17 protein-coding genes are annotated in these 22,775 nt (G+C 55.0%); 8 read left to right on the top strand and 9 right to left on the bottom strand.

Going from position 1 to position 22,775, the window contains the following annotated elements; all coding sequences use genetic code 11:
* Positions 1-2 precede the first annotated feature (2 nt).
* Positions 3-1,538, bottom strand: a complete 1,536-nt coding sequence (locus V4U88_RS20960) for an extracellular solute-binding protein (protein WP_334075201.1) — start codon at positions 1,536-1,538, stop codon at positions 3-5.
* 42 nt (positions 1,539-1,580) lie between these two features.
* Positions 1,581-2,525, bottom strand: a complete 945-nt coding sequence (locus V4U88_RS20955; protein WP_334075315.1) for an ABC transporter permease — start codon at positions 2,523-2,525, stop codon at positions 1,581-1,583.
* 304 nt (positions 2,526-2,829) lie between these two features.
* On the opposite strand from V4U88_RS20955, the gene V4U88_RS20950 reads away from it, so the two are divergent.
* Positions 2,830-3,732 carry a carbohydrate ABC transporter permease gene (locus V4U88_RS20950; RefSeq protein WP_334075200.1) on the top strand — a complete coding sequence of 301 codons (903 nt, stop codon included), beginning with the start codon at positions 2,830-2,832 and terminating at the stop codon, positions 3,730-3,732.
* Positions 3,733-3,801: 69 nt separating this feature from the next.
* Here the strand turns inward: V4U88_RS20950 and V4U88_RS20945 are convergent, their stop codons facing one another.
* Positions 3,802-6,054: an AraC family transcriptional regulator gene (locus V4U88_RS20945; RefSeq protein WP_334075199.1), complete on the bottom strand. Its 2,253-nt coding sequence runs from the start codon at positions 6,052-6,054 to the stop codon at positions 3,802-3,804.
* 167 nt (positions 6,055-6,221) lie between these two features.
* Here V4U88_RS20945 and V4U88_RS20940 point away from each other — a divergent pair, with 167 nt between their 5' ends.
* From V4U88_RS20940 to V4U88_RS20915, 6 genes are all read left to right on the top strand, one after another.
* On the top strand, positions 6,222-7,229 hold the full coding sequence (locus V4U88_RS20940; protein WP_334075198.1) for a LacI family DNA-binding transcriptional regulator: 1,008 nt from the start codon (positions 6,222-6,224) through the stop codon (positions 7,227-7,229).
* 91 nt (positions 7,230-7,320) lie between these two features.
* Positions 7,321-8,754: a tagaturonate reductase gene (locus V4U88_RS20935; RefSeq protein ID WP_334075197.1), complete on the top strand. Its 1,434-nt coding sequence runs from the start codon at positions 7,321-7,323 to the stop codon at positions 8,752-8,754.
* Positions 8,742-10,244, top strand: a complete 1,503-nt coding sequence (locus tag V4U88_RS20930; RefSeq protein WP_334075196.1) for a UxaA family hydrolase — start codon at positions 8,742-8,744, stop codon at positions 10,242-10,244. The genes V4U88_RS20935 and V4U88_RS20930 overlap by 13 nt, the downstream gene beginning before the upstream one ends.
* A gap of 574 nt (positions 10,245-10,818) precedes the next feature.
* Positions 10,819-12,207, top strand: coding sequence for a glucuronate isomerase (uxaC, locus tag V4U88_RS20925; RefSeq protein ID WP_334075195.1), 1,389 nt, complete (start codon positions 10,819-10,821; stop codon positions 12,205-12,207).
* Positions 12,208-12,237: 30 nt separating this feature from the next.
* Positions 12,238-12,972 carry a rhamnogalacturonan acetylesterase gene (locus V4U88_RS20920; RefSeq protein WP_334075194.1) on the top strand — a complete coding sequence of 245 codons (735 nt, stop codon included), beginning with the start codon at positions 12,238-12,240 and terminating at the stop codon, positions 12,970-12,972.
* The gene (locus tag V4U88_RS20915) at positions 12,969-13,847 is read left to right on the top strand and encodes a sugar phosphate isomerase/epimerase family protein (protein WP_334075193.1); all 879 of its coding nucleotides are present in this window, start codon (positions 12,969-12,971) and stop codon (positions 13,845-13,847) included. Before V4U88_RS20920 ends, V4U88_RS20915 begins: the two co-directional genes overlap by 4 nt.
* Positions 13,848-13,900: 53 nt before the next feature.
* Here V4U88_RS20915 and V4U88_RS20910 read toward each other — a convergent pair whose 3' ends face one another.
* The gene (locus tag V4U88_RS20910) at positions 13,901-14,791 is read right to left on the bottom strand and encodes a LysR family transcriptional regulator (RefSeq protein WP_334075192.1); all 891 of its coding nucleotides are present in this window, start codon (positions 14,789-14,791) and stop codon (positions 13,901-13,903) included.
* Between the two features lie 119 nt (positions 14,792-14,910).
* Here V4U88_RS20910 and V4U88_RS20905 point away from each other — a divergent pair, with 119 nt between their 5' ends.
* Entirely contained in the window at positions 14,911-16,317 is a 1,407-nt protein-coding gene (locus tag V4U88_RS20905; protein WP_334075191.1) for an MFS transporter, read from the top strand.
* 326 nt (positions 16,318-16,643) lie between these two features.
* Here V4U88_RS20905 and glpX read toward each other — a convergent pair whose 3' ends face one another.
* From glpX to V4U88_RS20880, 5 genes are all read right to left on the bottom strand, one after another.
* The gene (gene glpX / locus V4U88_RS20900; RefSeq protein WP_334075190.1) at positions 16,644-17,624 is read right to left on the bottom strand and encodes a class II fructose-bisphosphatase; all 981 of its coding nucleotides are present in this window, start codon (positions 17,622-17,624) and stop codon (positions 16,644-16,646) included.
* A gap of 31 nt (positions 17,625-17,655) precedes the next feature.
* Positions 17,656-18,459: a pyruvate, water dikinase regulatory protein gene (locus tag V4U88_RS20895; RefSeq protein WP_334075189.1), complete on the bottom strand. Its 804-nt coding sequence runs from the start codon at positions 18,457-18,459 to the stop codon at positions 17,656-17,658.
* Between the two features lie 30 nt (positions 18,460-18,489).
* On the bottom strand, positions 18,490-19,107 hold the full coding sequence (locus V4U88_RS20890) for a helix-turn-helix transcriptional regulator (protein ID WP_334075188.1): 618 nt from the start codon (positions 19,105-19,107) through the stop codon (positions 18,490-18,492).
* A 287-nt stretch (positions 19,108-19,394) separates the two neighbouring features.
* On the bottom strand, positions 19,395-21,020 hold the full coding sequence (locus V4U88_RS20885) for a methyl-accepting chemotaxis protein (protein ID WP_334075187.1): 1,626 nt from the start codon (positions 21,018-21,020) through the stop codon (positions 19,395-19,397).
* A 181-nt stretch (positions 21,021-21,201) separates the two neighbouring features.
* Complete coding sequence (locus V4U88_RS20880) at positions 21,202-22,773, bottom strand: Tat pathway signal protein (protein ID WP_334075186.1); 1,572 nt, start codon at positions 22,771-22,773, stop codon at positions 21,202-21,204.
* Positions 22,774-22,775: the final 2 nt, after the last annotated feature.

Raw genomic sequence — 22,775 nt, 5'->3', positions numbered from 1 at the left:
AATCAGGATTTCGCTTCTTTGTAGGCGGCTTCATATTCGCTGATAATCTTGTCACCGCCGGACTTTCTCCACTTTTCTACCTCTGCCTTGAAGCCCGCCATATCCAAGGAGCCGAGAATGTACTTATAAGTGGCGTCCGTAATGATCTTTTGCAGCTCCGAACCCATCGTCGTATAGGTTTCCGATTCCAGCGAGTATACCGGATTCAGAACCGCATACTTCTCGTTCTCTAAAATAAGTTTGCTGGCTTCGACTTTCAATGGATCCTTATCGTGAATTTTGTATCCGGGCTCCTTCGGACGGGAAGAGGAGAACGGCTGCACTTCCTGTTTCCATAAATCATTATCCAGGATCGTTACCGCCATATCCGCATCAACCGTGTAGTGGACGCCTTCAATGCCATAAGTCATCAAAGCGTAAATTTCTTCATCCATCAGATCATTCACGAATTTCAGAATACGCTTCAGCTCGGCTTCGTCTTTCACTTCCGATTTAGGGAAGGCCAGCAGACCGCCGATCCCGTTGTTTCCTGCCCAAATTGCCCGGTCGCTTTCATTGCCGGTAGAGGTAATATTGTTGACGAGGACCAGTTCCATGCCGTCCTGAACGCCTTTACTCAAATTCAGCAGATTTTTACCGTCAAACAAAGCACCCACATAGATGCCTGCCCTGCCTTGAGCGAACGCCTCCTGCTGGTCCGTCTTGGCCGTCACGGCAAAATCTTTGTTAATGTATCCGTTGTCATATAAGGTTTTCATAAAATCCATCGTCTTGGCATACCCTTCGGTTTCGAACTCCGGTGTCAATTTGCCGCTTTCGTCCACCTTCCAGTTGTTAGGGGTTCCGAAATAGGAACCGAGGGTTTTGAAGGCACCATAGATCAAATCGTTGCGGTCTGCGAACCCGACGGTGTCCTTGACTCCGTTACCATCGGGGTCCTGCTCGGTAAAGGCTTTGGCTACAGCCATCAATTCATCGGTCGTTTTCGGCACCGACAGTCCCAGCTTATCCAGCCAATCTTTCCGGATAATGACGCCGTTGCGAGCCATGTCCTTCTGGAACGGCACGCCGTAAAGCTTGCCGGCAATCGAAGCCGACCGCCGTTTGTCTTCGGAAATCGTCGCCAAATTCGGGAATTCATCCAGATAAGGCTCCACTTCCCAAAACATGCCCGATTTGAGCGCGTTCCGAACGGACGAGTTATCCAGAATCGTCAGGGTAACGATATCGGCCAATGAGTTGGACGCGAGCGCGGTATTGATCCGCTCCTCTTTGGACGCATCCGGAATCCAGGAAAACTTGATTTTCGTATTTGTCTTCTCTTCAATCATGGATTGGACTTTGCCGGTAGGAGTGGAAGTGGTGTGCAGCATATTTATCCAGGTGATATTGGCCGTGCTGTCCATTGCCGCCTTCCCGTCCCCCGCGCCGGTCTTCGCCTCTCCGCCGTCCCCTCCGCTGCCTTTTCCGCCGCAAGCGGACAACAGAAGAACACTGGAGAATAACAATACAGCCAACTGCTTCATTCTCAACTTCATTTTGTCTACCCCTTTTTAAAAGAAATTTATTTGGATGTACATTTAGTACACGCCATCTTCTCCAAACTTCTTGGCCAGCTTGTTGGACAGCATAACCAAGGTCAGACCCACCAGGCCCTTAAACAGCCCTACCGTCGTACTGAAGCTTAATTGCCCGTTCTTCAGGCCGGCCGTATAAATGTAGGTGTCGAAAATTTCCGCAACTTCCCGGTTCAAGGAATTCAGCAGCAGGTACATATGCTCGAAACCGAGATCCAGTGTGCTGCCGATCTTGAGAATTAACAGGGTAACGATAACGGGGCGGATCGCCGGAAGCGTAATATGCCACGTTTTTCTCCAGCGCCCCGCACCGTCCATTTCGGCCGCTTCGTACAACTGCGTATCCACGACAGTGATGGCGGCCAGATAAATGATCGTCGACCACCCGAGCTCCTTCCAGATGATTTGTCCGATGTACACGGTACGCAACCATTCCGGAGCGGTCAGGAAGCTGATCTTGCTGAAACCGAGCGAGGCCAGGAGTTCATTGAGCACGCCGCCATCCACATTCAGAAACACATACGTAATCGAAACGATAATGACCCAGGACATAAAGTGCGGAATATAAATGATGGTTTGAACTGCGCTTTTGAACCATTTTTTTCGCACTTCGTTCAGCATCAGCGCCAAAATGATCGGCAGCGGGAAGAAAAATACGATGTTCATCGCAAACAGGATCAGCGTATTGCTTAAGAGCATAAAAAATGTGGGCTCCGTAAACAGACGCTCAAAATGCTTGAGGCCTACCCAAGGGCTCCCCATAATCCCCTGGTAAGGCTGATAATCCTGAAAGGCGATCACCAATCCCCCCATGGGCAGGTACTTAAATACAATGAAGTACAGGAGCCCGGGAAAAATCATGAGGTATAGCAGTTTGTTCCGCTTTAAACTGTTGAGAAACAATGGGGAAGCCTTTCGTTTGAGCTTGGGCTCCAATTTCGCCTTCATCGGTGCGACACTTGATGATTTCACTAGTGCAACCTCCTTGGAACTTCCTTTTTACGTTTTCTAGCGTAATGGAAGAAAAGCGTTCCGTATATAATCATTAGATGTTAGCGGTTACAATCCGGCATGCCAGCGGGCTTTTTCCGCTCTTTCCCCTAAGTTGGTGATTACCTGCTAAGCTGTTGAGTATCGGCTTAATTTCACTCCCCGGCATCGCCCGCCAAAGACCTAAAATGGTGATTATATACGTAATCCTCCTATCCGTTGTAAGGTGAAATTGTCAATCGACGAAGAGGAGGATACACAAGTGGCTCAAACTCAAACATTAGGAACGAACAAACGAAAAAAACAGTCCATCGGCGATCGCATTTTTACGATTGTCAACGGCGCCCTGCTGGCTCTCATCGCTCTGGTTTGCCTTCTGCCCTTTGTAAATGTCATCGCCAGTTCGTTTGCTTCCACTCAGGAACTGGTGGCAAAGAAATTCATCTTGTTTCCGACCACGTTTTCCCTTGATGCTTACAAGTACATTATGTCAACGCCAACGATATTTAGGGGATTAGGCGTCTCGATCGGGGTGACCCTGGTCGGAACCCTCTTGAGCATGGCCCTTACCGCCTTAATGGCGTACGGCTTGTCCCGCAGATATCTGTACGGCCGAAATTCCATCAATTTTCTCGTTGTTTTTTCCATGCTGTTCAGCGGCGGAATGATTCCGACCTTTCTGGTTGTCAAAAGCGTTCACCTCATCGATTCTTACTGGTCTATGATTATTCCGACCGCCATCAATGCATTCAATCTGATTATCATGCGCAACTTCTTTCAGTCGCTGCCGGAGTCCCTGGAGGAATCGGCCAAGATCGACGGATGCACCGATTTCGGCGTCTTCTTCAAAATTATGCTCCCCTTGTCGCTGCCGTCGATCGCCACGATCTCGCTCTTTTACGGGGTAGCCTACTGGAATACTTATATGAACGCCATTTTGTATATCAACGACTCCCTTAAATGGCCGATTCAAGTCCTGCTGCGCCAAATCGTCATCGTCTCCAGCGGTATGCAGGGAGATAACAGCTCCGTGGATATCATTCCGCCCGCTCAGACAATCAAGATGGCGGTTATCGTCATAGCTACCGTGCCGATGCTGATCGCCTATCCTTTCGTCCAGCGCCATTTCGTCAAAGGGGCCATGCTCGGTTCGGTTAAGGGCTAGGAGAAACAGCTGACAACCCCTCAAAAAAGAAGCCTTTCTCTTAGCGGAAAGGCTCCTTTTTTAAACGGCTTAAACGGCCTGCCTTGCTTTTCTATACTCTCCCGGGGTGACATGTTCCTTTTTCCGGAACGAGCGAATAAAGTTTTGCGGCTTATGATACTGCAGCCGCTCGGCGATCTCCTTAATGGTCATGTCCGTTTCGGTCAACCATTTCTTGGCCATATCCAGACGGTAGCTCATCAAGTATTCGGTGAAGGTCGTGCCGTACTCTTTTTTGAAAATGCTGCTCAAGTAGTTGGGATTATAATGCAGGCGTTCGGCGATCATATCGAGCGACAGCTCCTGGTCATACTCGGCTCTAACGATGGTCGCGATCTCTTCCGACAAACAGCGGAATTGCTGATTCGTTTTGTGCTTCATGCTTCGGACCATCGGGAAAATGACTTCCTCAACCAGCATCCGTTCGATTTCCTCCGGATTGCGGGTATCGAGGAGGACATGATACAGCGCGTAATTGTTCTGCGTCAGCAGCACCTCAATGCCGAGCACCTGTTCCAGTTGGATCAGGTTATTGACAAACCGGACCAGGGCTACCTCGAAATTCATCGAGTATTTGTTCTTCTTCATCATCTCGGCCAAAAGCAGGTACAAGGTTTGGCTGACCTGCTCCTCATCCCCCAGGCGGATCGCGTCGAACAGTTTGGACTCCAGCTCCACGGGATAATGAAGCAGCACCGGGCCGGAAACCACGTTGGAGATGTCCGCATAGAAGATGATGGACTCTTTTCCCAGATTCAGCCGGTGATGAAGCGCCAGCTTGCTCATCTCGCAGGCCTCCTTGCTTTCCAGCAAGCTGCCGTACGATTTGCTGATGCCGATGCTGACGGAAATCTTCAAATATTCGCGCACGCTCTTCATCAGGCTGGTAGCGAGCTCCAGCGTCTCCTTGCGGATCTCCTGCTCGCTGATGCTGTTGTCGAACAGCAGGATGGTGGCCTGCGTCTTATCGTTTAAAATAATCGGCAGCATGCGGTGCTCAGGCGGAATTTGCTCTTCCGTCAGCTTGTTGATCGCCAGCAGGAGCACGTCCTTATCGGAAGCTTCGCGCTCACCCAGGCTGTCGAGTTGGATCAGCAGCGTCACATATTGGATTTCATCCGTTTGCCGGTATCCGAGGCGCGGCAGCTTCCACGCCAGTTCCTCCGGGGTGACCCTGTTTCGGAACAAATTGAGGATCAGCTGCGTTTCCAGCTGCGGTTTTTCCGCCTCCATCAGGTTTTTCAGGCTTTCTTTTTCCGTAATGATCGTGTCGATGGAGTGAAGAATCCACTCCACTTCATTCCTGGAGGCGGCGGGCCCGTCATCGGGCAGGCTGCGCTTGATGCGCTGAATCGGTCTCGTAAAGTAAACGGAGAAGATGTAAGCCACAATCACGATCAGCAGCGTCAGGACAGCCCCCATCGTGATAAGCCCGAACAGCGTCAGCTTGAGGGCATCGGCGATTTCCGAACGATCGAGCAGTGTGAGATAGATCCAATTGTTGTACTCCGACTTGGCGTAAATGACCTTCATGGGCGTGGCCGAATGACCGGCTCTGTCCAGCGTCAGCATTCCCGTCGGCTCCGCCCCTTCCATCCTGCGGGCAACGTCTTTGAGGTCTTCGGTTTTGAGGAAATTCTGCTCCGGGTTGGTCTGATACATCAGATCCCCCTGCCGGTTCAGAATAAACACGTCGCTGTGATCCTCCGTCCGGATCGTTTGGTCCAGGGAGTTTAGCGAAATGTCCGACAGGGCGATCGCCTGCTTTTTCTTGGAGAAGACCGGCAGTGTGTTGACAAAGCGGATGCCTATATCCGTCTTGATCCAGAACAGGCTTTGATCCTTATCTTCAATATACGCCCGAACCAGAGCCTCGTGCTCCCCGGCACTCAGTTTTGACAGCTTGCCGTTCGAAATCTGCCAGTCCCGCTCCAGGCTGATCAGCGAATACTCCGTCCCTTCCATGCCCATGGTGGCAATGTAATTCAGCTGTGAGTTGACGTTCCGGTAAGCGATGAAATCCTGTTCCGTTATCGGATGCGTTACGGTGTCGCTGAACGAAGTGGTCGTACTGTAGGTATCGAAGGCGTATTCGATGGATTGGATCTTGTTCTCCAGATTATTTTTCGTCTGGGTGATGAAATTTTGCTTGCTGTCGGCGATCCGTTCATGAACGGAGTTCACGGTGTTGATATAGATGTAACTTCCAAAACTGGCTACAAGGCCAACTCCAAGCACGAGAATGGGGATGAAGATTTTGTAAAACATACTCCCTTTGTTCATTGGCGCTGCTCCTTTGACCGTATGGTATCAGTTATTATAGCGCTTACATTCGTTCACTGACAATGATAATTTTAACGTGTGCATAATATATTTCTCTTGATTTTAACAGGATATAAAAATTATAATGAAAACGTGAAACTAACACTAATCCGAAAACAGAGGGTCCAATGGTCACGATTAAAGACATTGCAAAAGTCGCCGGGGTTTCCCATACGACGGTCTCCCGGGCGCTCAACGGAAATCCGCTCATCAAGAAGGAAACGCGGGACAGGATCGAGCGGATCGCCTCGGAACTGAATTACGTCCCCAACTTCAACGCCAAAAGTCTCGTCATGAAGAAATCGTATACGATTGGGCTATTTTTTTCCAGTATTGACCAGGGGACATCGGCCAGTTTTTTGGTCGACGTGATTAAAGGCATCCATCATATTCTGGATGAGAACTACAGCCTGACTGTCCACGGGATCGATAACATCCGGCATCTGGACGGCATCTCCGCCCGGCGGTTCGACGGTATTCTTGTCATGAGCCAAAGCGACGCGGATAACGATTTTATATATCATATCAAGAATGCCGGGATTCCGCTCGTCGTTCTGAACCGTCATCTGGACGATCCGGGGATCATGAACGTCGTGGCCAATGACCGGGACGGTGTGCGGGAGGCGATCGACTACGCCATCGCCCGGGGACACCGCCGCCTGGCCATGATTGAAGGCAGGGCCGGATTCAAGTCGACCTCGGAACGGAAGCAGGGCTTCCTCGACAGCCTGCTGGCTCACGGGCTCTCCCCCCGTGCCGATTATTTCGTCGGCGGCGATTACAGCATCGAAAGCGGCTGCCTGCGGATGACGGAGCTGCTGAACCTTCCGGAGCCCCCTACGTGCGTGTTTTGCGCCAACGACGACATGGCTGTCGGGGCCATGAACGCCTGCTTCGCCGCCGAGATCCAAATTCCGCGGCAGATGTCGCTCATCGGTTTTGACGATATCGTGTTCGCCAAGTATACCAACCCCGCGTTGACAACGGTCCGCAGACCGATCGTCGATATCAGCGAGCTGGGCACGAAGAAGCTGATCGAGCTGATGCAGCATCCGCAAACGACGGCTCCCGAACAGGTTCTCGTAAAAACCGCGTTAATGGTCCGCCACTCGGTGGCGCAAATACAAATACCATAGGTTTAGAGAAAGAGGTTTTCCTCTTTTTTTAAATAAAAATGTTCACGTGTGCATCATTCATTCTATTATGAAAAGGAGCGAAACATGACTCATGACACAACGACTTTCCCGAGCCGCCTATCCTGATTTGCCCAGTTACCCCGAAAAGATGATCCAGTTCGGCGAAGGCAACTTCATGCGCGCCTTTGTGGATTGGCAACTGCAGCAGATGAACAAGCAAGGACTGTTCCAGGGCAGCGCGGTGCTGATTCAGCCGCTGGAGAACGGCCTGGGCGGCCTGCTGGCCGAACAGGACTATCTCTACACCGTGCTCTTGAACGGCATCCATGAACGCCAAACGGTCAATGACCGCGAAATCGTAACCAGTGTCAGCCGGCTGATCAATCCCTACACGGATTACGAAGCTTTTCTGGCCCTGGCCGAGGACGATCAGCTGGAATTTATCACCTCGAACACGACGGAAGCCGGCATCGCTTACCGCCCTGAAGATACCTTGGATGGCGGACCGCAGATCAGTTTTCCGGGCAAATTGACAGCGCTTTTATACAAGAGGTTCCAACTTGGAAAAAAAGGCTTCGTGCTCATCCCGTGCGAACTGATTGACCGAAACGGCGAAAAACTGAAGGAGATCGTGCTCAAGTATGCGGAGGACTGGGGACTCGGCGAGGACTTCGTCCGTTGGCTGCAGCGGGAGAATACGTTCTGCTGCAGTCTGGTCGACCGGATCGTGCCCGGCTATCCGCGCGACAAGGCGGCGGAGCTGGAACAGGAGCTCGGGTATCGCGACAGTCTCATGGTAACCGCGGAGCCGTTCTTGTTCTGGGTCATCGAAGGGCCGGCCTGGCTCAGCGAGCGCCTCCCGCTTGCCGCCGCCGGTTTGAACGTCGTCGTCACGGATGATATGACGCCTTACCGTGAGCGCAAGGTTCACCTGCTTAACGGGCCGCACACCGCGATGGTCTCCCTGGGACTGCTCGCCGGGCTTGAAACCGTCGAAGACGTGATGAACGACGAAGTCTTCTCGGCATTCGTCGACCGCCTGCTCCAGGACGAACTGATCCCGATGCTGGATCTGCCGCGGCCGGAGCTGGAATCCTACGCCGAATCGGTGTTGGAACGGTTCAAAAATCCGTTTATCCGCCATGAGCTGACATCCATTTATCTGAACAGCATCTCCAAGTTCAAGACGCGGCTTCTGCCGGTGCTCCTCCGCTATGTCCGGGAACGCGGAGAACTGCCGCCGCTCATGTCGCTGGCTTTTGCCGCCCTGCTTCTGGGGTATCGGGCCGATCGTTTGAAGCCGCAGGACAGCCCGGAAGTGTTGACCGTATTCCGGGAAGCGTGGAGCCGGCCGGATGAGTTTATAAGCGCAATTCTTCGCAAACCGGAGTTATGGGGCGAAGATCTCACCTCTGTGCCCGGGCTTGAGGCGAAGCTGGCTTCCATGCTGAAGCTGCTCGAGGCTTCGGGAAGCCGCGCGGCCCTGCAGCAAACGTTAGGAGGCGAAATCGTATGCAGCGATTGATGAAGATGGATGTCATGAAAATGAACGCCCGGGACACGGTCGCGGTCGCGCTGCGCCCGATCGAAGCCGGGGAGCAAATCACTGTGGAAGACCGCGTATACACGGCCAAACAACCCGTTCCGCAAGGCCATAAAATTGCGCTAACCGGGTTCCGGGAAGGTGAGGTCGTCACCAAGTACGGCTACCCCATCGGGCAGGCGACGGCCGTGATCGAAGAAGGCGAATGGGTGCACACCCATAACCTGAAGACCAACCTGGCCGGAGAAGAGACATACACGTACGAGCCGGACCTCCATCCCGTCCTTTATCCCCGCCGCCAGTTGACCTTCCAAGGCTACCGGCGCAGGAGCGGCAAGGTCGGCATCCGCAACGACTTGTTTATCGTGCCGACGGTCGGCTGCGTGAACGGGGTCGCCGAAATGATGATCGCCGAGTTTAAGGCGAAGCATCCCGACCTCGGAAGCTTCGACAACGTCACGGTGCTGAAGCACCCGTACGGCTGCTCGCAGCTCGGCGACGACCACCGGATGACCCGCAGCATTCTGCTGGATGCCGTCACCCACCCCAATGCCGGCGGGGTGCTCGTCTTCGGCCTCGGCTGCGAGAACAACATCGTCGCCGAGTTTCGCAGCCTGCTGGGCGACTACGACGACAGCCGGATCAAATTCCTCGTCGCCCAGGAGGTCGGCAACGAGGTCGAAGCGGGACTGGCGCTGCTGGAGGAGATTTTTGAAGCCGCCCGCGAAGACCGGCGCGAGCCCGTGCCGATCAGCGAGCTGAACGTCGGGCTGAAATGCGGCGGGTCGGACGGATTCTCGGGGATCACCGCCAATCCGCTTCTGGGCGCCTTCTCCGACTTCCTCATCGCCCAGGGCGGAACGACCGTGTTAACGGAAGTGCCGGAGATGTTCGGCGCCGAGAAAATGCTGATGGCCCGCGCGGAGAACCGGGAAGTCTTCGAGCAAATCGTCGCCCTGATCAACGATTTCAAACAGTACTTCCTATCCTACGGCGAGCCGGTCTACGAGAATCCGTCCCCAGGAAACAAGGCGGGCGGCATCAGCACCCTGGAGGACAAATCGCTCGGCTGCACCCAAAAAGCGGGCACCGCCCCGGTCGTCGATGTGCTGCAATACGGGGAGAAGCTGCGCAAGAAAGGCCTGAGCCTGCTGCAGGCACCGGGCAACGACCTGGTCGCCTCCTCCGCCCTCGCCGCGGCCGATTGCCAGCTTGTTCTGTTCACCACGGGGCGCGGCACCCCGTTCGGCAGCTTCGTCCCGACCGTCAAAATCGCCACCAACAACGAGCTGTACAACAACAAAAAGCACTGGATGGACTTCAACGCCGGACCGCTGCTGGAAACCCCGATGAGCGAAGTGTTGGAAGAGTTTATCGAGTACATTATCGCCGTAGCCAGCGGGCAAAAGACACGAAACGAGCAAAACGACGTGCGGGAGTTGGCGATTTTTAAAACGGGAGTTACGTTGTAGAGATAAAGCGCGGGTACCGGAACCCGTTTACGGGCTTAACCGCCTATTAACGGGAAAATCGCCCTTTATTTTACCGCCCTTGGCCCTGGACCCGGTTTAGCTGGAAAAGTTCCATCTATAATTAGCAGCCAACTGCCGATCTACGCCGTTTCTGGCAAATTAGCGGGAAGTTTTCCGGCTATTTGCTTCAGCAGCTGCCTAGTGCTCCATCAGACAAGACAACCTTGATAACATTGAATTCCTGCATATCTGCATGTTTTTTTCTTGTACGGAATAACAATTTCAAAATGCCTGCAGATTTGCATCTTTTTTCGCATCCCCTCGGGAATCGACCTAAATACCTGCAGATTTGCATCTTTTGGAGCTGGAAGGGTTGGAAAGTGCACTAGGAACTAGGCACCCTGATCGCCGTGGGCCTTCATACGATTTGGATGTCTGTGGGCGTGAGAATGTATTCTCAATTTCTCAATTTCTCAATTTCCCCTACTACGATGTCTGATTGGGCACTAGGTTTGCATTATTTGGTTATAGTCATATCCATAGGAATCTCAAACCATATAAAGGAGCATGCCCCATGGTTCTAAACGATGATTTTTTGTTGTCCACCGACATGGCCAAGACGCTGTATCACGAGCACGCCGCCAATATGCCGATTATTGATTACCACTGCCATCTCGATCCAAAAGAAATTTACGAAAACCTGCCTTTCCGCAACCTTACCGAAGCCTGGCTGGCCGGGGACCATTATAAATGGCGGCTGATGCGGGCCAACGGTGTGCCGGAATCCCATATTACGGGGGACGCCTCCGACTACGACAAGTTTCTCGCCTGGGCGAGAACCGTGCCGAGAACCGTGGGCAATCCGCTGTACAGCTGGACGCACCTTGAGCTGCGCCGGTTCTTTGGAGTTCAGGAACTGCTGAACGAAGAAACAGCTCCCCGAATTTGGGAGGAGGTCAACGCCCAGTTGGCCGGCGAGCGCTTCAAACGGCGGAATATCATCAAGCATTCCGGAGTAAAGCTCGTCTGCACGACCGATGACCCCGCCGATACGCTTGAATATCACCAATTGCTGCGGGAGGAAGAAAAGGACTTCCGCGTCCTCCCGACCTTCCGTCCCGACAAAGCGCTAAATGTAGACGCCCCCGGGTTCCCGGATTGGTTGAAGCGGCTGGAGGATGCGGCGGGGCAAAAAATCGGCTCTTACTCGGCATTGACGGAAGCGCTTAAAGGGCGCATTGCCTTTTTCCACGAACAGGGCTGCCGCCTGTCGGACCACGCGCTCGATGTGCTGAAGTACCGGGCCGGCGACGCGGCGGAAGTCGAGGCCGTCTTTGCCAAGAGGCTCGCCGGCGAAGCCTTGTCCCCGGACGAGATCACGATGTACCGCACCGAGCTGCTGTCGGCGCTGATCGGCATGTACCGGGAGAACAACTGGACGATGCAGCTCCATATTCACGCCTTCCGCAACAACAACACGCCGATGTTCCGGCGGCTCGGGCCCGATACCGGCTATGACGCCCTGAACGATCTGCCGCTCGCCCAGCCGCTCTCGCAGCTGCTGGACCGGGCCGAGCAAGGAGCCGGGCTGCCGAAAACGATTCTGTACTCGCTGAATCCGAACGACTACCCCGTGCTGCTGACCTTGATGGGCTGCTATCAAAAAGAAGTGCCCGGCAAGCTCCAGCTAGGCTCGGGCTGGTGGTACAACGATACGCGCAGCGGGATGCGCCAGCAGCTCTCCCTGTTTGCGGAGCACAGCCTGCTTGCCGGATTTGTCGGCATGCTGACGGACTCGCGCAGCTTCCTCTCATACACGCGCCACGAGTATTTCCGCCGCGTGCTGTGCGAGCTGCTCGGCGAATGGGTTGCCCGCGGGGAGGCGCCGGATGACGCGGTTGTCCTCGGCCGGATCGTCGAGGACATCTCTTACAACAACGCGGCGTCGTACTTCGGATTTTGAACACTTTGACGGGAAGGAGTGAAATCAGCGATGTCTTTCAAGCTGTTTATAGCGGGGGATTCCACCGCGGCGCTCAAAGGCGCGGCGGAAAAACCGATGACCGGTTGGGGCGAATATTTGCAGGATTATTTCGGTTCGGCGGTGGAGATCGACAACCGGGCGGTGAACGGGCGCAGCACCAAATCGTTTTTGGCCGAGGGAAGGCTGGCGCATATTGAAAAAGACCTTCAGGCCGGCGACTACCTCTTCATCCAATTCGGCCACAATGACGGAAAACGGGAGGATCCCGCCCGCTATGCCGATCACGATACGGAGTACAAGGACAATCTGCGGCGGTTCGTGGATGCCGCCCGCAGGGCGGGTGCGGCGCCGGTGCTGCTGACATCGGTCAGCCGCCGCCGCTTTCTGGCGGACGGGACGCTTGACCCCGACGCGGTCGGCCCCTACCCGGCCGCGCTGCGGCAGGTCGCGGCGGACACGGGAACGCCGCTGCTCGACATTTTTGCGGCGTCGCAGCAGCTCTTCCGGGCGCTCGGGGCCCCGGGCTCCAGGCATCTGGTGATGCATCTGCCGGCCGGGGCCCATCCCAATTACCCGGAAGGCGTTCAGGACGACACGCATTTCTCCGACGTCGGCGCCCGTCAGGTGGCCCGCCTGGTCGCCCAGGCGATCCGGCAATCGGACGCACTGGCCGAGCTGCGGGCCTGCCTGAAAGGCACGGCGGCGGAAAGTCTGTTCTCGGGGAAGGCGGTGGAATGCCCATGAGCGCAAAAAAAGAAACTGCGGAAACCCCCTATGCTTATCCCCCGCTCAATCTCGGCGTAAGGGCCCATGATTTCGGGCAGGTCCCGTTGGATACGCTGATTTCCAAAATCCGGAACCATTCCTTTACCTGCATTCAGTTCGCCGTGAAAAAATCGTTCCCGGACAGCGTCCCCAGCTTTTCCGCGCTGAGCCCCGGCACCGCCGCATTTTACGGCGGCGCCTTTCGCCGGGCCGACATTCACCTGGCCGTGCTGGGATGCTACGTCAACATCGTTGCCTCCGACCCGGCGGAGCGCAACCGGGCGCTTTCCGATTTTGCCACCCACCTCCGCCTGGCCCGCGATTTCGGCGCCAGCCTTGTCGGAACCGAAACCGGGAGCGTCGGGAATGGTTATACGCCGGAGAATTTCACGGAAGAGGCGTTTCAGCGCGTGGTGGAATCGGTCCGGTGGATGGTGGCGGAAGCCGAACGATTCGGCGTGACGATAGGGATCGAGGCGGGCCTCCATCATCCGCTCTACACGGCTCGGTTGACCCGCCGGCTCCTGGAGGAAGTTCCGTCGCGGAACCTCCAGGTCATTCTGGACTGTGCCAACCTCATCTCGCCGGACAATTACTTGCAGCAGGAGGACATTATAGCGGAAGCTCTGGACCTGCTCGGCGACCGGATCGCCGTCCTCCACTTGAAGGATTTCAAGGAAGAACAAGGACGTCTCGAAATCGTTCCCGTCGGTCAGGGGCAAATGCAGTTCCGCCCATTGCTGCATTATATGAAATACAATCGCCCCCATATCCAGGGCCTGCTCGAAAGCACGCCGGAAGAGGACATGGAGGCGAGCGCCGCGTATTTAAGACAGCTGTATGAGCAGGTATGACCGGCTGCCGGGCTTTGCCCGGACCGGTCTTTTCATCTAGGGGTCCGGGCGGATTATGACCGGCTTTCAGCGAAATGCCGGGCCAGAAATTCCCGAAACCGTTCGGCCGCTTGCGGCAAATATCTGGATTCCAGCCAGGCCACCGAAAAAGCCCGGTGACAATCCGGCGATACAATCGGGATTAGCTTATATGCTTGCGTTACGTCATCCCCTTTGCAGGTCGGCATGAAGGCAACGCCCAGACCGGCCGCCACCAGGCCGGCAAGCGCCGACGGTTCCTCCACCTCGCACACCACTTCCCTCTGAATGCCAGCGGACTCGCAAAAGGCATCGTTTATGCTCCGAAACGGATGGCCCGCTTTATATTCGATAAAAGCCTCGCCCCCGGCTTCCCGCAGATGAATCCGCTCCCGCCCTTCGAGGCGATGTCCGGGCGGCACCGCCAGACGCACCTCGGCATGCAGCACGTCCTCCTCCTTGACGCGGGGATGATTCAAAGATGCCGCTCCAAAACACAAATCAACCTCCCCGTTCTCCAGCATCCGGACCATCTCCGCCACGGAGCCTGGGGCCACTTGGACAATCCGGAAGTTCACCTCCGGGTACTGTGCCCGAAACGCCCCCAGCGCCTTAGACAGACGATTCAAAGTCGTGGTGGCTATCCGAATCGTCCCCCGCTCTGCACCGGCAAGATCCGTAACTTCCCTTTTCCCCTCTTCCAGAACCGACAAAGCCGTCTCCACGCTGTTTAGAAACGCTTTTCCGAACGGATTCAACCGGATTTGCCGATTTTGTCTATCGAACAGCGGCACCCCCAATTCTTCCTCCAGGCGGGCGATGGTTTTGCTTAGCGCAGGCTGGGCGATTTGCAGTTTCTTTGCGGCATTAGTCATATGCTCCATTCGCGCCACCGTTTGAAAATACCGCAGTTGAAGCAGTTCCATGTCCGCTCCTCCCTTCAATTCATATCTTCTAGTATATTGATTTATAACAAAATATATATTTTTAATTATTATAAATCAATTATAAGATAAGGTTTGAAAACATCAAAGGGGTGATCGTTATGAGATTCGGCCGCAAACTAACGGCGGCGGACAAGTTGATCCGTGTCCTGGCGTTTACGATGGTGCTTTCGTCGATGAGCGCAACCATGTTCAACATCGTACTGCCCGAAATCAGCCAGCAATTTCAGCTGTCATTCGCCCAGGTGAGTTGGGTAACTTCAATCTACTTACTCATCTATGCGATCGGTTCCGTGATCTACGGAAAACTGTCCGATATGTTCCAGCCTAAACATCTGCTGACCGTCGGCCTATTCATTTTCTTCGTTGGGTCCATGATCGGGCTGGCGTCATCGGCGTACTGGATGGTTCTCCTCGCCCGCGTTTTGCAGGCTTTGGGAGCCGCCGTAATCCCGGCGATGGCGATGATCATTCCGGTCCGCTATTTTCCCGCGGAACGCCGCGGCCAAGCCCTTGGCATTACCGCCACGGGATTGGCCATCGGGAGTGCGGTAGGTCCTGTCGTATCCTCCCTGATGGTCAGCGTGTTCCATTGGCGATGGCTGTTTATAATCCCCCTGCTCATTTTGATAACCCTGCCCATGTACCGGAAGCTGCTGCGCGACGAACCCGCGGCCGGAGGATGGATCGATTGGCTGGGAGGCGGGCTGCTGGCGGGGACCGTCGCTCTCTTCCTCTTGTCGGTCACCCAAAACGGGGGATGGTTTTTCGGCGCGGCAAGCCTGATCCTTCTGGCATTGTTTATCCTGCGCATCCGCACGGCCGGCGAACCCTTCATCCCGCCTCGCCTGTTCTCGAACAAAAGGTATGTTTGGGGCGTTGTCCTGGCCGTAGTATTGGTGGGGACCAGCTACTCGCTGCCCTTTTTGACGCCGCAGTTGTTGGCCGATCTGAACCGGTTGAGTCCGGGGTGGATCGGATTTACGATGGTCCCCGGAGCCGTCGCCACGGCGGTTCTCGGCAGCACCGGCGGCAAACTGGCTGATACCCGGGGAACATCCTTCCTTTTTCGCTTCGCCATATTGCTGAACTTGCTTTGTTTTGCGCTGTTGTCCTCCTTCGCCGGGATGTCGCCGGTCGGCATTGCCGCCTTTTTAATCCTGGGCAATATCGGTCAGATGTTCATACAGATTTCCATGACCAAAACGATTTCGTTGTCGCTCCCCAAGGAGCAGACCGGCGTTGGCATGGGGCTGCTGTCGATGATGAATTTCCTGGCCGGCGCGGCCGCTTCCGGCATTTACAGCAGAACCGTGGACCTCGGGTCATCGTCGGTCTGGAACCCGTTCAATCCGTTTCCGGCATCCGCCGCCTACAGCAACATTTACTTGGTGCTTGCCGGAGTCCAAGCGGGCGCGATGCTGCTGTTCTCCCGGCATTTCGGCGGGACATCACGGGCACGTCTTGTTCAGGAGGCATCCAGCCCATCCAGCCCATCCGGCTCGTAGCTAATGCCTCATCAGCATCCAAATCCGTATTAAGCCCACGGGCTACCAATGTGCCGAGCGCACTTCCAATTCCAAAAGAGGCAAATCTGCTAGCGATTTTAGAGAAACAAGCCTATTTCGTCGAAAATTCCTGCAGATTTGCAGGAATTCTATGTTATCAAGGTTGGCTGACGGGGCAGTAGGCCTCGAAGTCCGCTATTCCGCGTCTCCTGGCCGATTCGGCAAATATAGCTCCACTGGGCCGAACCGACCGGCCAACCGAAAAAGACCGGCCCAGGGGCCGGTCCATGAGACACGAAACGAACGAATGGATACCCGCCGTCCGTTTAGATCGCTTGCTCCGCGAGCAGGTCCATCCGCCCGCGTCCGGCGAGATGATGGATGGTCTGCAGGTAGCTCACCGTGCGGTTCGAGGAATGCATAATCACGGAGTGGGTTTCGGCTTTCTGGTTAGGCAAATACCGGACCCCGTTCAGCAGATCCCCCGGGGTCACACCGGTCGCCACAAACAGCACACTGCCGCTGCCGACCATGTCCTCCATGGTCAGGAGGCGCCGCGGATCGCCGAGCCCCATTGCCCGGCAGCGGGCCGTTTCCTCCGGGGTTCCGGGCAGCAGACGGCCCTGCAGCTCCCCGCCGAGGCAGCGGAGCGCCGCGGCCGCCAGCACGCCCTCCGGGGCGCCGCCGGAGCCGACGTAGAGGTCGACGCCGCCTTCGCTGGCCGCCTCGATCGCCCCCATGACGTCGCCATGGCTCAGCAGCTTGATCCGCACCCCCGCGGTACGCAGCGCCCGAATCATCTCCTGGTGACGCTCCCGGTCCAGGATGGACACCGTCATGTCCTGCAGCGGCTTCTTCAAGATGCCGGAAGCCTTCGCCAGCGTAACGCCGATCGGATCGTTCAGCGACAGCTTTCCGGCCAACGCCGGTCCAACCGCCAGCTTCGCCATGTAGATATCCGGCGCATGCAGGAGATTTCCCTGCGGCGCGGCGGCGATCACGGAGATGGCATTGTTCAGGCCATTCGCTACCGTCTCGGTGCCTTCCAAAGGATCGACGGCGATGTCCACCTTTGGACCGCGGCGGTTGCCGACTTTCTCGCCGATATAGAGCATCGGGGCTTCATCCATCTCCCCTTCGCCGATCACGACGGTGCCATCCATATCCACGGAATGGAACAAGCTGCGGATGGCGACGGTTGCCGCCTCATCCGCGCTGTGCTTGTCTCCTCTTCCTGTCCATTGCGCCGCCTCCAGGGCGGCGGCTTCCGTAATGCGCGCCAGTTCCAATGCCATATGACGTTCCATGATTTTCCCTCCGTTTCAGTTTCCCCGTTCTCTATATTTGTCTCATTATCAAAGCAGCGGTTTCTTCAATCGCCTTATCCGTCACGTCAATCACCGGACAGCCCAGGGCGGCGAACAGTTCCTGCGCATATTTCAGCTCATCCTGGACCCGCTGAATGGAGGCATAGTGGGCATCGTCCGGCAGCCCCATCGATTGCAGGCGCGCCGAGCGGATCTTCACCAAATGCTCCGGATTTACCGTCAGTCCGACGATTTTGCCCGGATTAACTTCCCGGAGCTGAGTAGGGGGCGTCAGCTCCGGTACGACCGGATAGTTCATCACCTTCAACCCTTTGTGCGCCAAAAAAATCGACAGCGGCGTCTTCGACACCCTGGAGGCCCCGAGCAGAATCAAGTCCGCCTTCAAGATCGCTCCGACATCCTTGCCGTCGTCGTTGTTGACGGCAAATTCCACGGCTTCCACCCGTTTGAAGTAATCCTCGTCCAGCCGGTGCAGCAGCCCGGGGGTGCGCTTCGGCGTATCGTTAAACGTATCGATGAAGGCTTGCATCATCGGGCCCATGATATCTACCGCCCGGACATTCAGCCGGACCGCTTCTTCCCGGATCGCCTCCCGGAGCTCCGGCTGCACCAGCGTATAAGCGACGAAGCCTCCCCGGCGGGCGACCTCTTCCATGACCGCGCCGATCTCGTCTTCGGAGCGGACGTTCATGATGCGTTTGATTTCCGTATTCGGCAGTTCGAACTGCCGAAGTGTCGCCCGGACGACCGCTTCGGCGGTTTCGCCGATCGAGTCCGAGCAAATAGCTATGAAGTGTGACTGCCCCTGGTTCATCCCATTCCTCCCGTGATTTCCGTTTGTCTCTTATTTCTCTTCCAGCGTGTCGAGCAGCATTTTAATGATATTCGTTTTGGAAATTCGTCCCACGACGTTCAGTTCCCCTTCTCCGCCAGAAGGGGCCGGCACCACCACAGGCAGGCTGTCGACCTGGTGGGCGATGATGATGCGGGCCGCTTCCAGCACGGTATCCTCCGGGGATACGGTGATGACGTTCGGCCGGCGGGTCATGATGAAGCTCACCGGCATGGTCGAAGCCGAGGCATTGCCCAGCGTCACCTTCAGCAGGTCTTTCCGCGAGACGATGCCGGCCAGCCGTCCCTCTTCATCGGTGACGATCAGATGACCGACATTTTCGAGAAACAGCGTGACGACCGCGTCATGGATCGTCGTCGTTTCCCGCACGACCACCGGGACCCCGTGCACGTCGCCGACCTTCATGTCCAGCAGCTTAAGCCTGCTCTCATTTTCCGAAAGTGCGCGTTTCCCGAGAAAATACCCCACCTTCGGTTTGGCATCGATATAATCGAGCATGACCAGCACCGAAAGGTCCGAACGGATCGTCGGGCGGGTCAAGTTCAGCATTTCCGCGATTTGCTCCCCGGTGATAGGGGCGTGTTTTTTTACGATATCTACAATTTCCATTTGACGGGATGTCAGTTTGATAGTGGATCCCTCCGCTTTATTCTCGTTCTGCCCGTTTGCCGGGCGAATTGAAGTTCCTCCTCTCGTTTGGAAGGTTTTTCTGAATATATAGTACGTCATATATTCGAGTTTTGCAATATATAATACGTACTTTATTTCGATTATGGTGTTTTAATTATCGAAACAAGGTGGCATATTTCTTCCGGCAACCGGCCAGGCCGGTGGAATGTTTCTTAGCCACAAAAAAAAAGCGGAAGGTCGGACACAAGCCGACCTCCGCTTTAGATTTAGGAAATTTTGTACTTGGCGATATATTGTCCAAGCTGCCGGGAAGCCTCGTTCAGAATGACGGCCGACTGCGCCATCTCTTGAACGGCGTCCTTCTGGGCCACGGCGGCTTCCGCCGTACTTTGACTGTTTTTGAACGCCTCTGCCGCAATATGCTCCAAAGTGTTGAACGAGGCGGTAATCTGTTCGGCACTGGCCGACAATTGCTGAGAAGCGGCGGAAACCTCCTGAATCTGTATCGAGATCTCCGAGGTGGAGCCGGTGATCAGGCCGAACGCCTCGCTTGCGGAACGGATGGACTCCCTTCCCGTCTCCACTTGTTTGACGCCATGCCCCAACGTGTTTACCGCCTGCTGGGTGGCGCCTTGGATCAGCTCGACGATTTCCGAGATTTGATCGGAAGACGCCTGGGATTGTGCGGCCAGTTTGCTGATTTCCTTGGCGACGACCGCAAATCCCTTACCGTGCTCACCCGCCCGCGCCGCTTCAATCCCGGCATTGAGAGACAGCAAATTGGTTTGTGTCGTAATCGCCTTGATGACCGAGGTGATTTGGTCGATATTTTTGGAGTGCTGATAGAGCTTGTCCACCGTTTCGGCAAAACCGGCTACCGCTTGGTGGATCGTGTCCATCTGCACCACGGCGGAGGTCAGGAGATCATTCCCTTGTTGGGCCTGCTGTTCCGTAGCTACGGAGAGCTGCGACACCGTTAAGGTGGAATCGGAAATCCGCATGACGCCTTCCGAAATTTCCTCCATAGCCCGTGCGGTCTCGGATACTTTTTGCTTTTGCGTATCGGCCCCCTCCGCAATGCTTTGGGAGGCCGAAGCCGACACTGCAATTTGTTCCGTCGACTGCCGCGTGCGTTCGGTAAGCTGCTGGCTGGAGGCGGCTACCTGATTGGAGGCTCCCTGCGCCGCTTCGATAAAAGAAGCAAGACTTGACCGCATCTTCTCGAAAATCGAGGTCAACGACCCGATTTCATCCTTCGTACGGCTTATCAGCGGCTCACTCAGGTCTCCTTCGGCGATTTTGTTTGCCGCCTGCGTAAGTTTCCGGATGGGTTGATGAATGGAGCGAGCCAAGATGAAGGCGGCGCAAACGCAGAACAGCAGACCCAATCCTTGGACAATCACTAGCAAAAGATTGGACTGTGCGTTGGATTTCATAATCTCTTCCATGGTGAAGACGACTTCTTCAGTTTCCGACTTGGCAAAATCGTTGATGCTGTTGGTAATATCCGTGATGACCTGCATATTTTCTTCGTCGTTATGCAAGGCTTTATCCAGTTGGGCGTTAATGGTGTCGATTTCGGATTTGTCCTCGGGGTTCAAGACCAGGTATTGTTCCAGATTCTTATGAAATTCCCCGGTCAGATTGTTGATGGTATCCTCGCTCTCTTTGGGGCTGAACCAACCGGTCAAGGCAAGGAGCTGCTGTGTCTGAATCTGGGATAGTATCGCCTTGGTTTCGGTAGCATAGTTTAGAGAACGCAACGATTCGTTTTTCACCTCCAGCAAGCTTTCGCTTTGAATATTCGATTTGTACAGCTGATATGTAACGCCGGCGATCAAAAATATAAACAAAATCCCGAAATACACAAAAATTTTTGTTCTGATTTTCACATAAAATCCTCCCTTCCGCATTATCAAAGTCAAGAACTGTTACTTTTTATATCGGAATTATGAAAGAATTTTACAAACTATATATTCCTCGCCCCCTTGGAACTCCCACATGAAGCCGATTACAATTACAAAAGGCGGCCCCAAAGCACTTAAGCTTTGGAGCCGCTGCCTGGAATTCCTCCTACCTTTGTTTCACTTGCCAGCTTCTTACGGCATAAGCCGCCCCGACCATCCCCAAACTTAGAAGGAAGTACAGCCCTCCCGCTTGTTCGGCACGCCAATCCGACACCCCTCCACCCAAGAAATCGAGAATCGGGGTTTTATTAAACGGGCCCAGATACCAAATCAGCAGATACAGCACCTCGAACACCCGATGGGTACGCGTCAACACGCCGCACACCAGGCCTAAGGACGGGATCAGCAGCACCGCAGAAACGGCATAAATCAACTGCGCCGTGTCCCTCTCCAGCAACAATCGAATCAGCATTCCTCCTCCTGCGAACAAGGTTGCGAGAATGCCGGCAAGCCAAATCGCCAGCAACTGGCGGGTCGCAAAACGGGGGCTGGATAAAGCCAGAAATTCCGTGCGGTAACGAGTGTCCCGATTCCCCATGCCGGACCATAGGGTCAGCGGCCAAATCCAAACGAAAGGCCAGATCATCCATGTACGCGAAACCTCGGCCGGCAGAAACAGGCACAGGAGCGATAGCAGGAAGGTGACGATAAACCAGCCCATAGAAGCCCCTTTCCTCAGGAGCCGCAATTCCCCGGCAAGCAGCGGCCAGAATCCCCCGGCAGCAGGTACGGGTGTAAGCTTAGCGGCACGGATCGTCGATGGTTCGCTTCGCGTAACCGCGGAATCCACTCCGGTGATCTCCCCAGAAGCCTCGCCGGTCGATCCTGACCGAACCGGTTCTTTAAACCCGCGGAACAGAAGCGCAGCTAACAGCAATAATACCGCGGCAGCCGCCAAGGGGATGAGGTGCTGTAAAATCAGACCGCCCGTCCATTCCACCCCCTGATACTCGAACCGTTGGATAGGGGCATGCGGAAATAAGATGCCGATACCGTAACTGTCCGAAAAGGCGGGGGCGACTTCGTGCAATTCCCGCATCATATCCGAAGTATAGACGGAAATCCCGAAGGGCAGCGAATCTATCATTGCGGCATACAAAATAAACAACGCAAAGTACACGACATTTCCGAGTCCGCCCCGCAGCATCTTCCTGGTCTCAAACAGCAAAGCCAATACCGCAACGACCGCCAATACCGGCAGCACCATAAAAAGGAAGGGGGACACCAATTCCCAAACTTCAATCCGCCGGACCTCCCCCCGGTTCCACTGCATCGCGGCGGCTACCCCCATAACGGCTGCCGCGATGAGGGACAGTACGGCAAAGTTGCTTATGGCCTTTCCCGTGAGGTAGTACAGCTTTTTTACCGGTGCGGATGCGATAATTTCTCCTACGCGGGTGCGCTTATCCCGCTGAATGCTGTTTTTGACCAGGTAAAAACCGAACAAGCTGAGAAAGAGTAGACTCGAGATGGCAACGGACGCCCCTATCCAAGCGGAATTATATTCTCCACGGTATACACCTCCCAGGTGCACCGTTACATAGCCCGCATCCGCAGGGGGCACACAGAAATAAGCGGCCATCATCGCTAAGCCAAGCGTCACCAAAAAGGAAAAATGCCTTGTCCGTTCCAGCAGGTCGGCGCGGGCAATATAATAAATCATAGAAATTGCCCGCATTT

The sequence above is a fragment of the Paenibacillus sp. A14 genome, assembly GCF_036864815.1.
Lineage (GTDB): Bacteria > Bacillota > Bacilli > Paenibacillales > Paenibacillaceae > Fontibacillus > Fontibacillus sanfengchensis.
The sequence above is the reverse complement of the archived record's forward strand: the minus strand, read 5'-3'. Positions and strand labels throughout refer to the sequence as shown.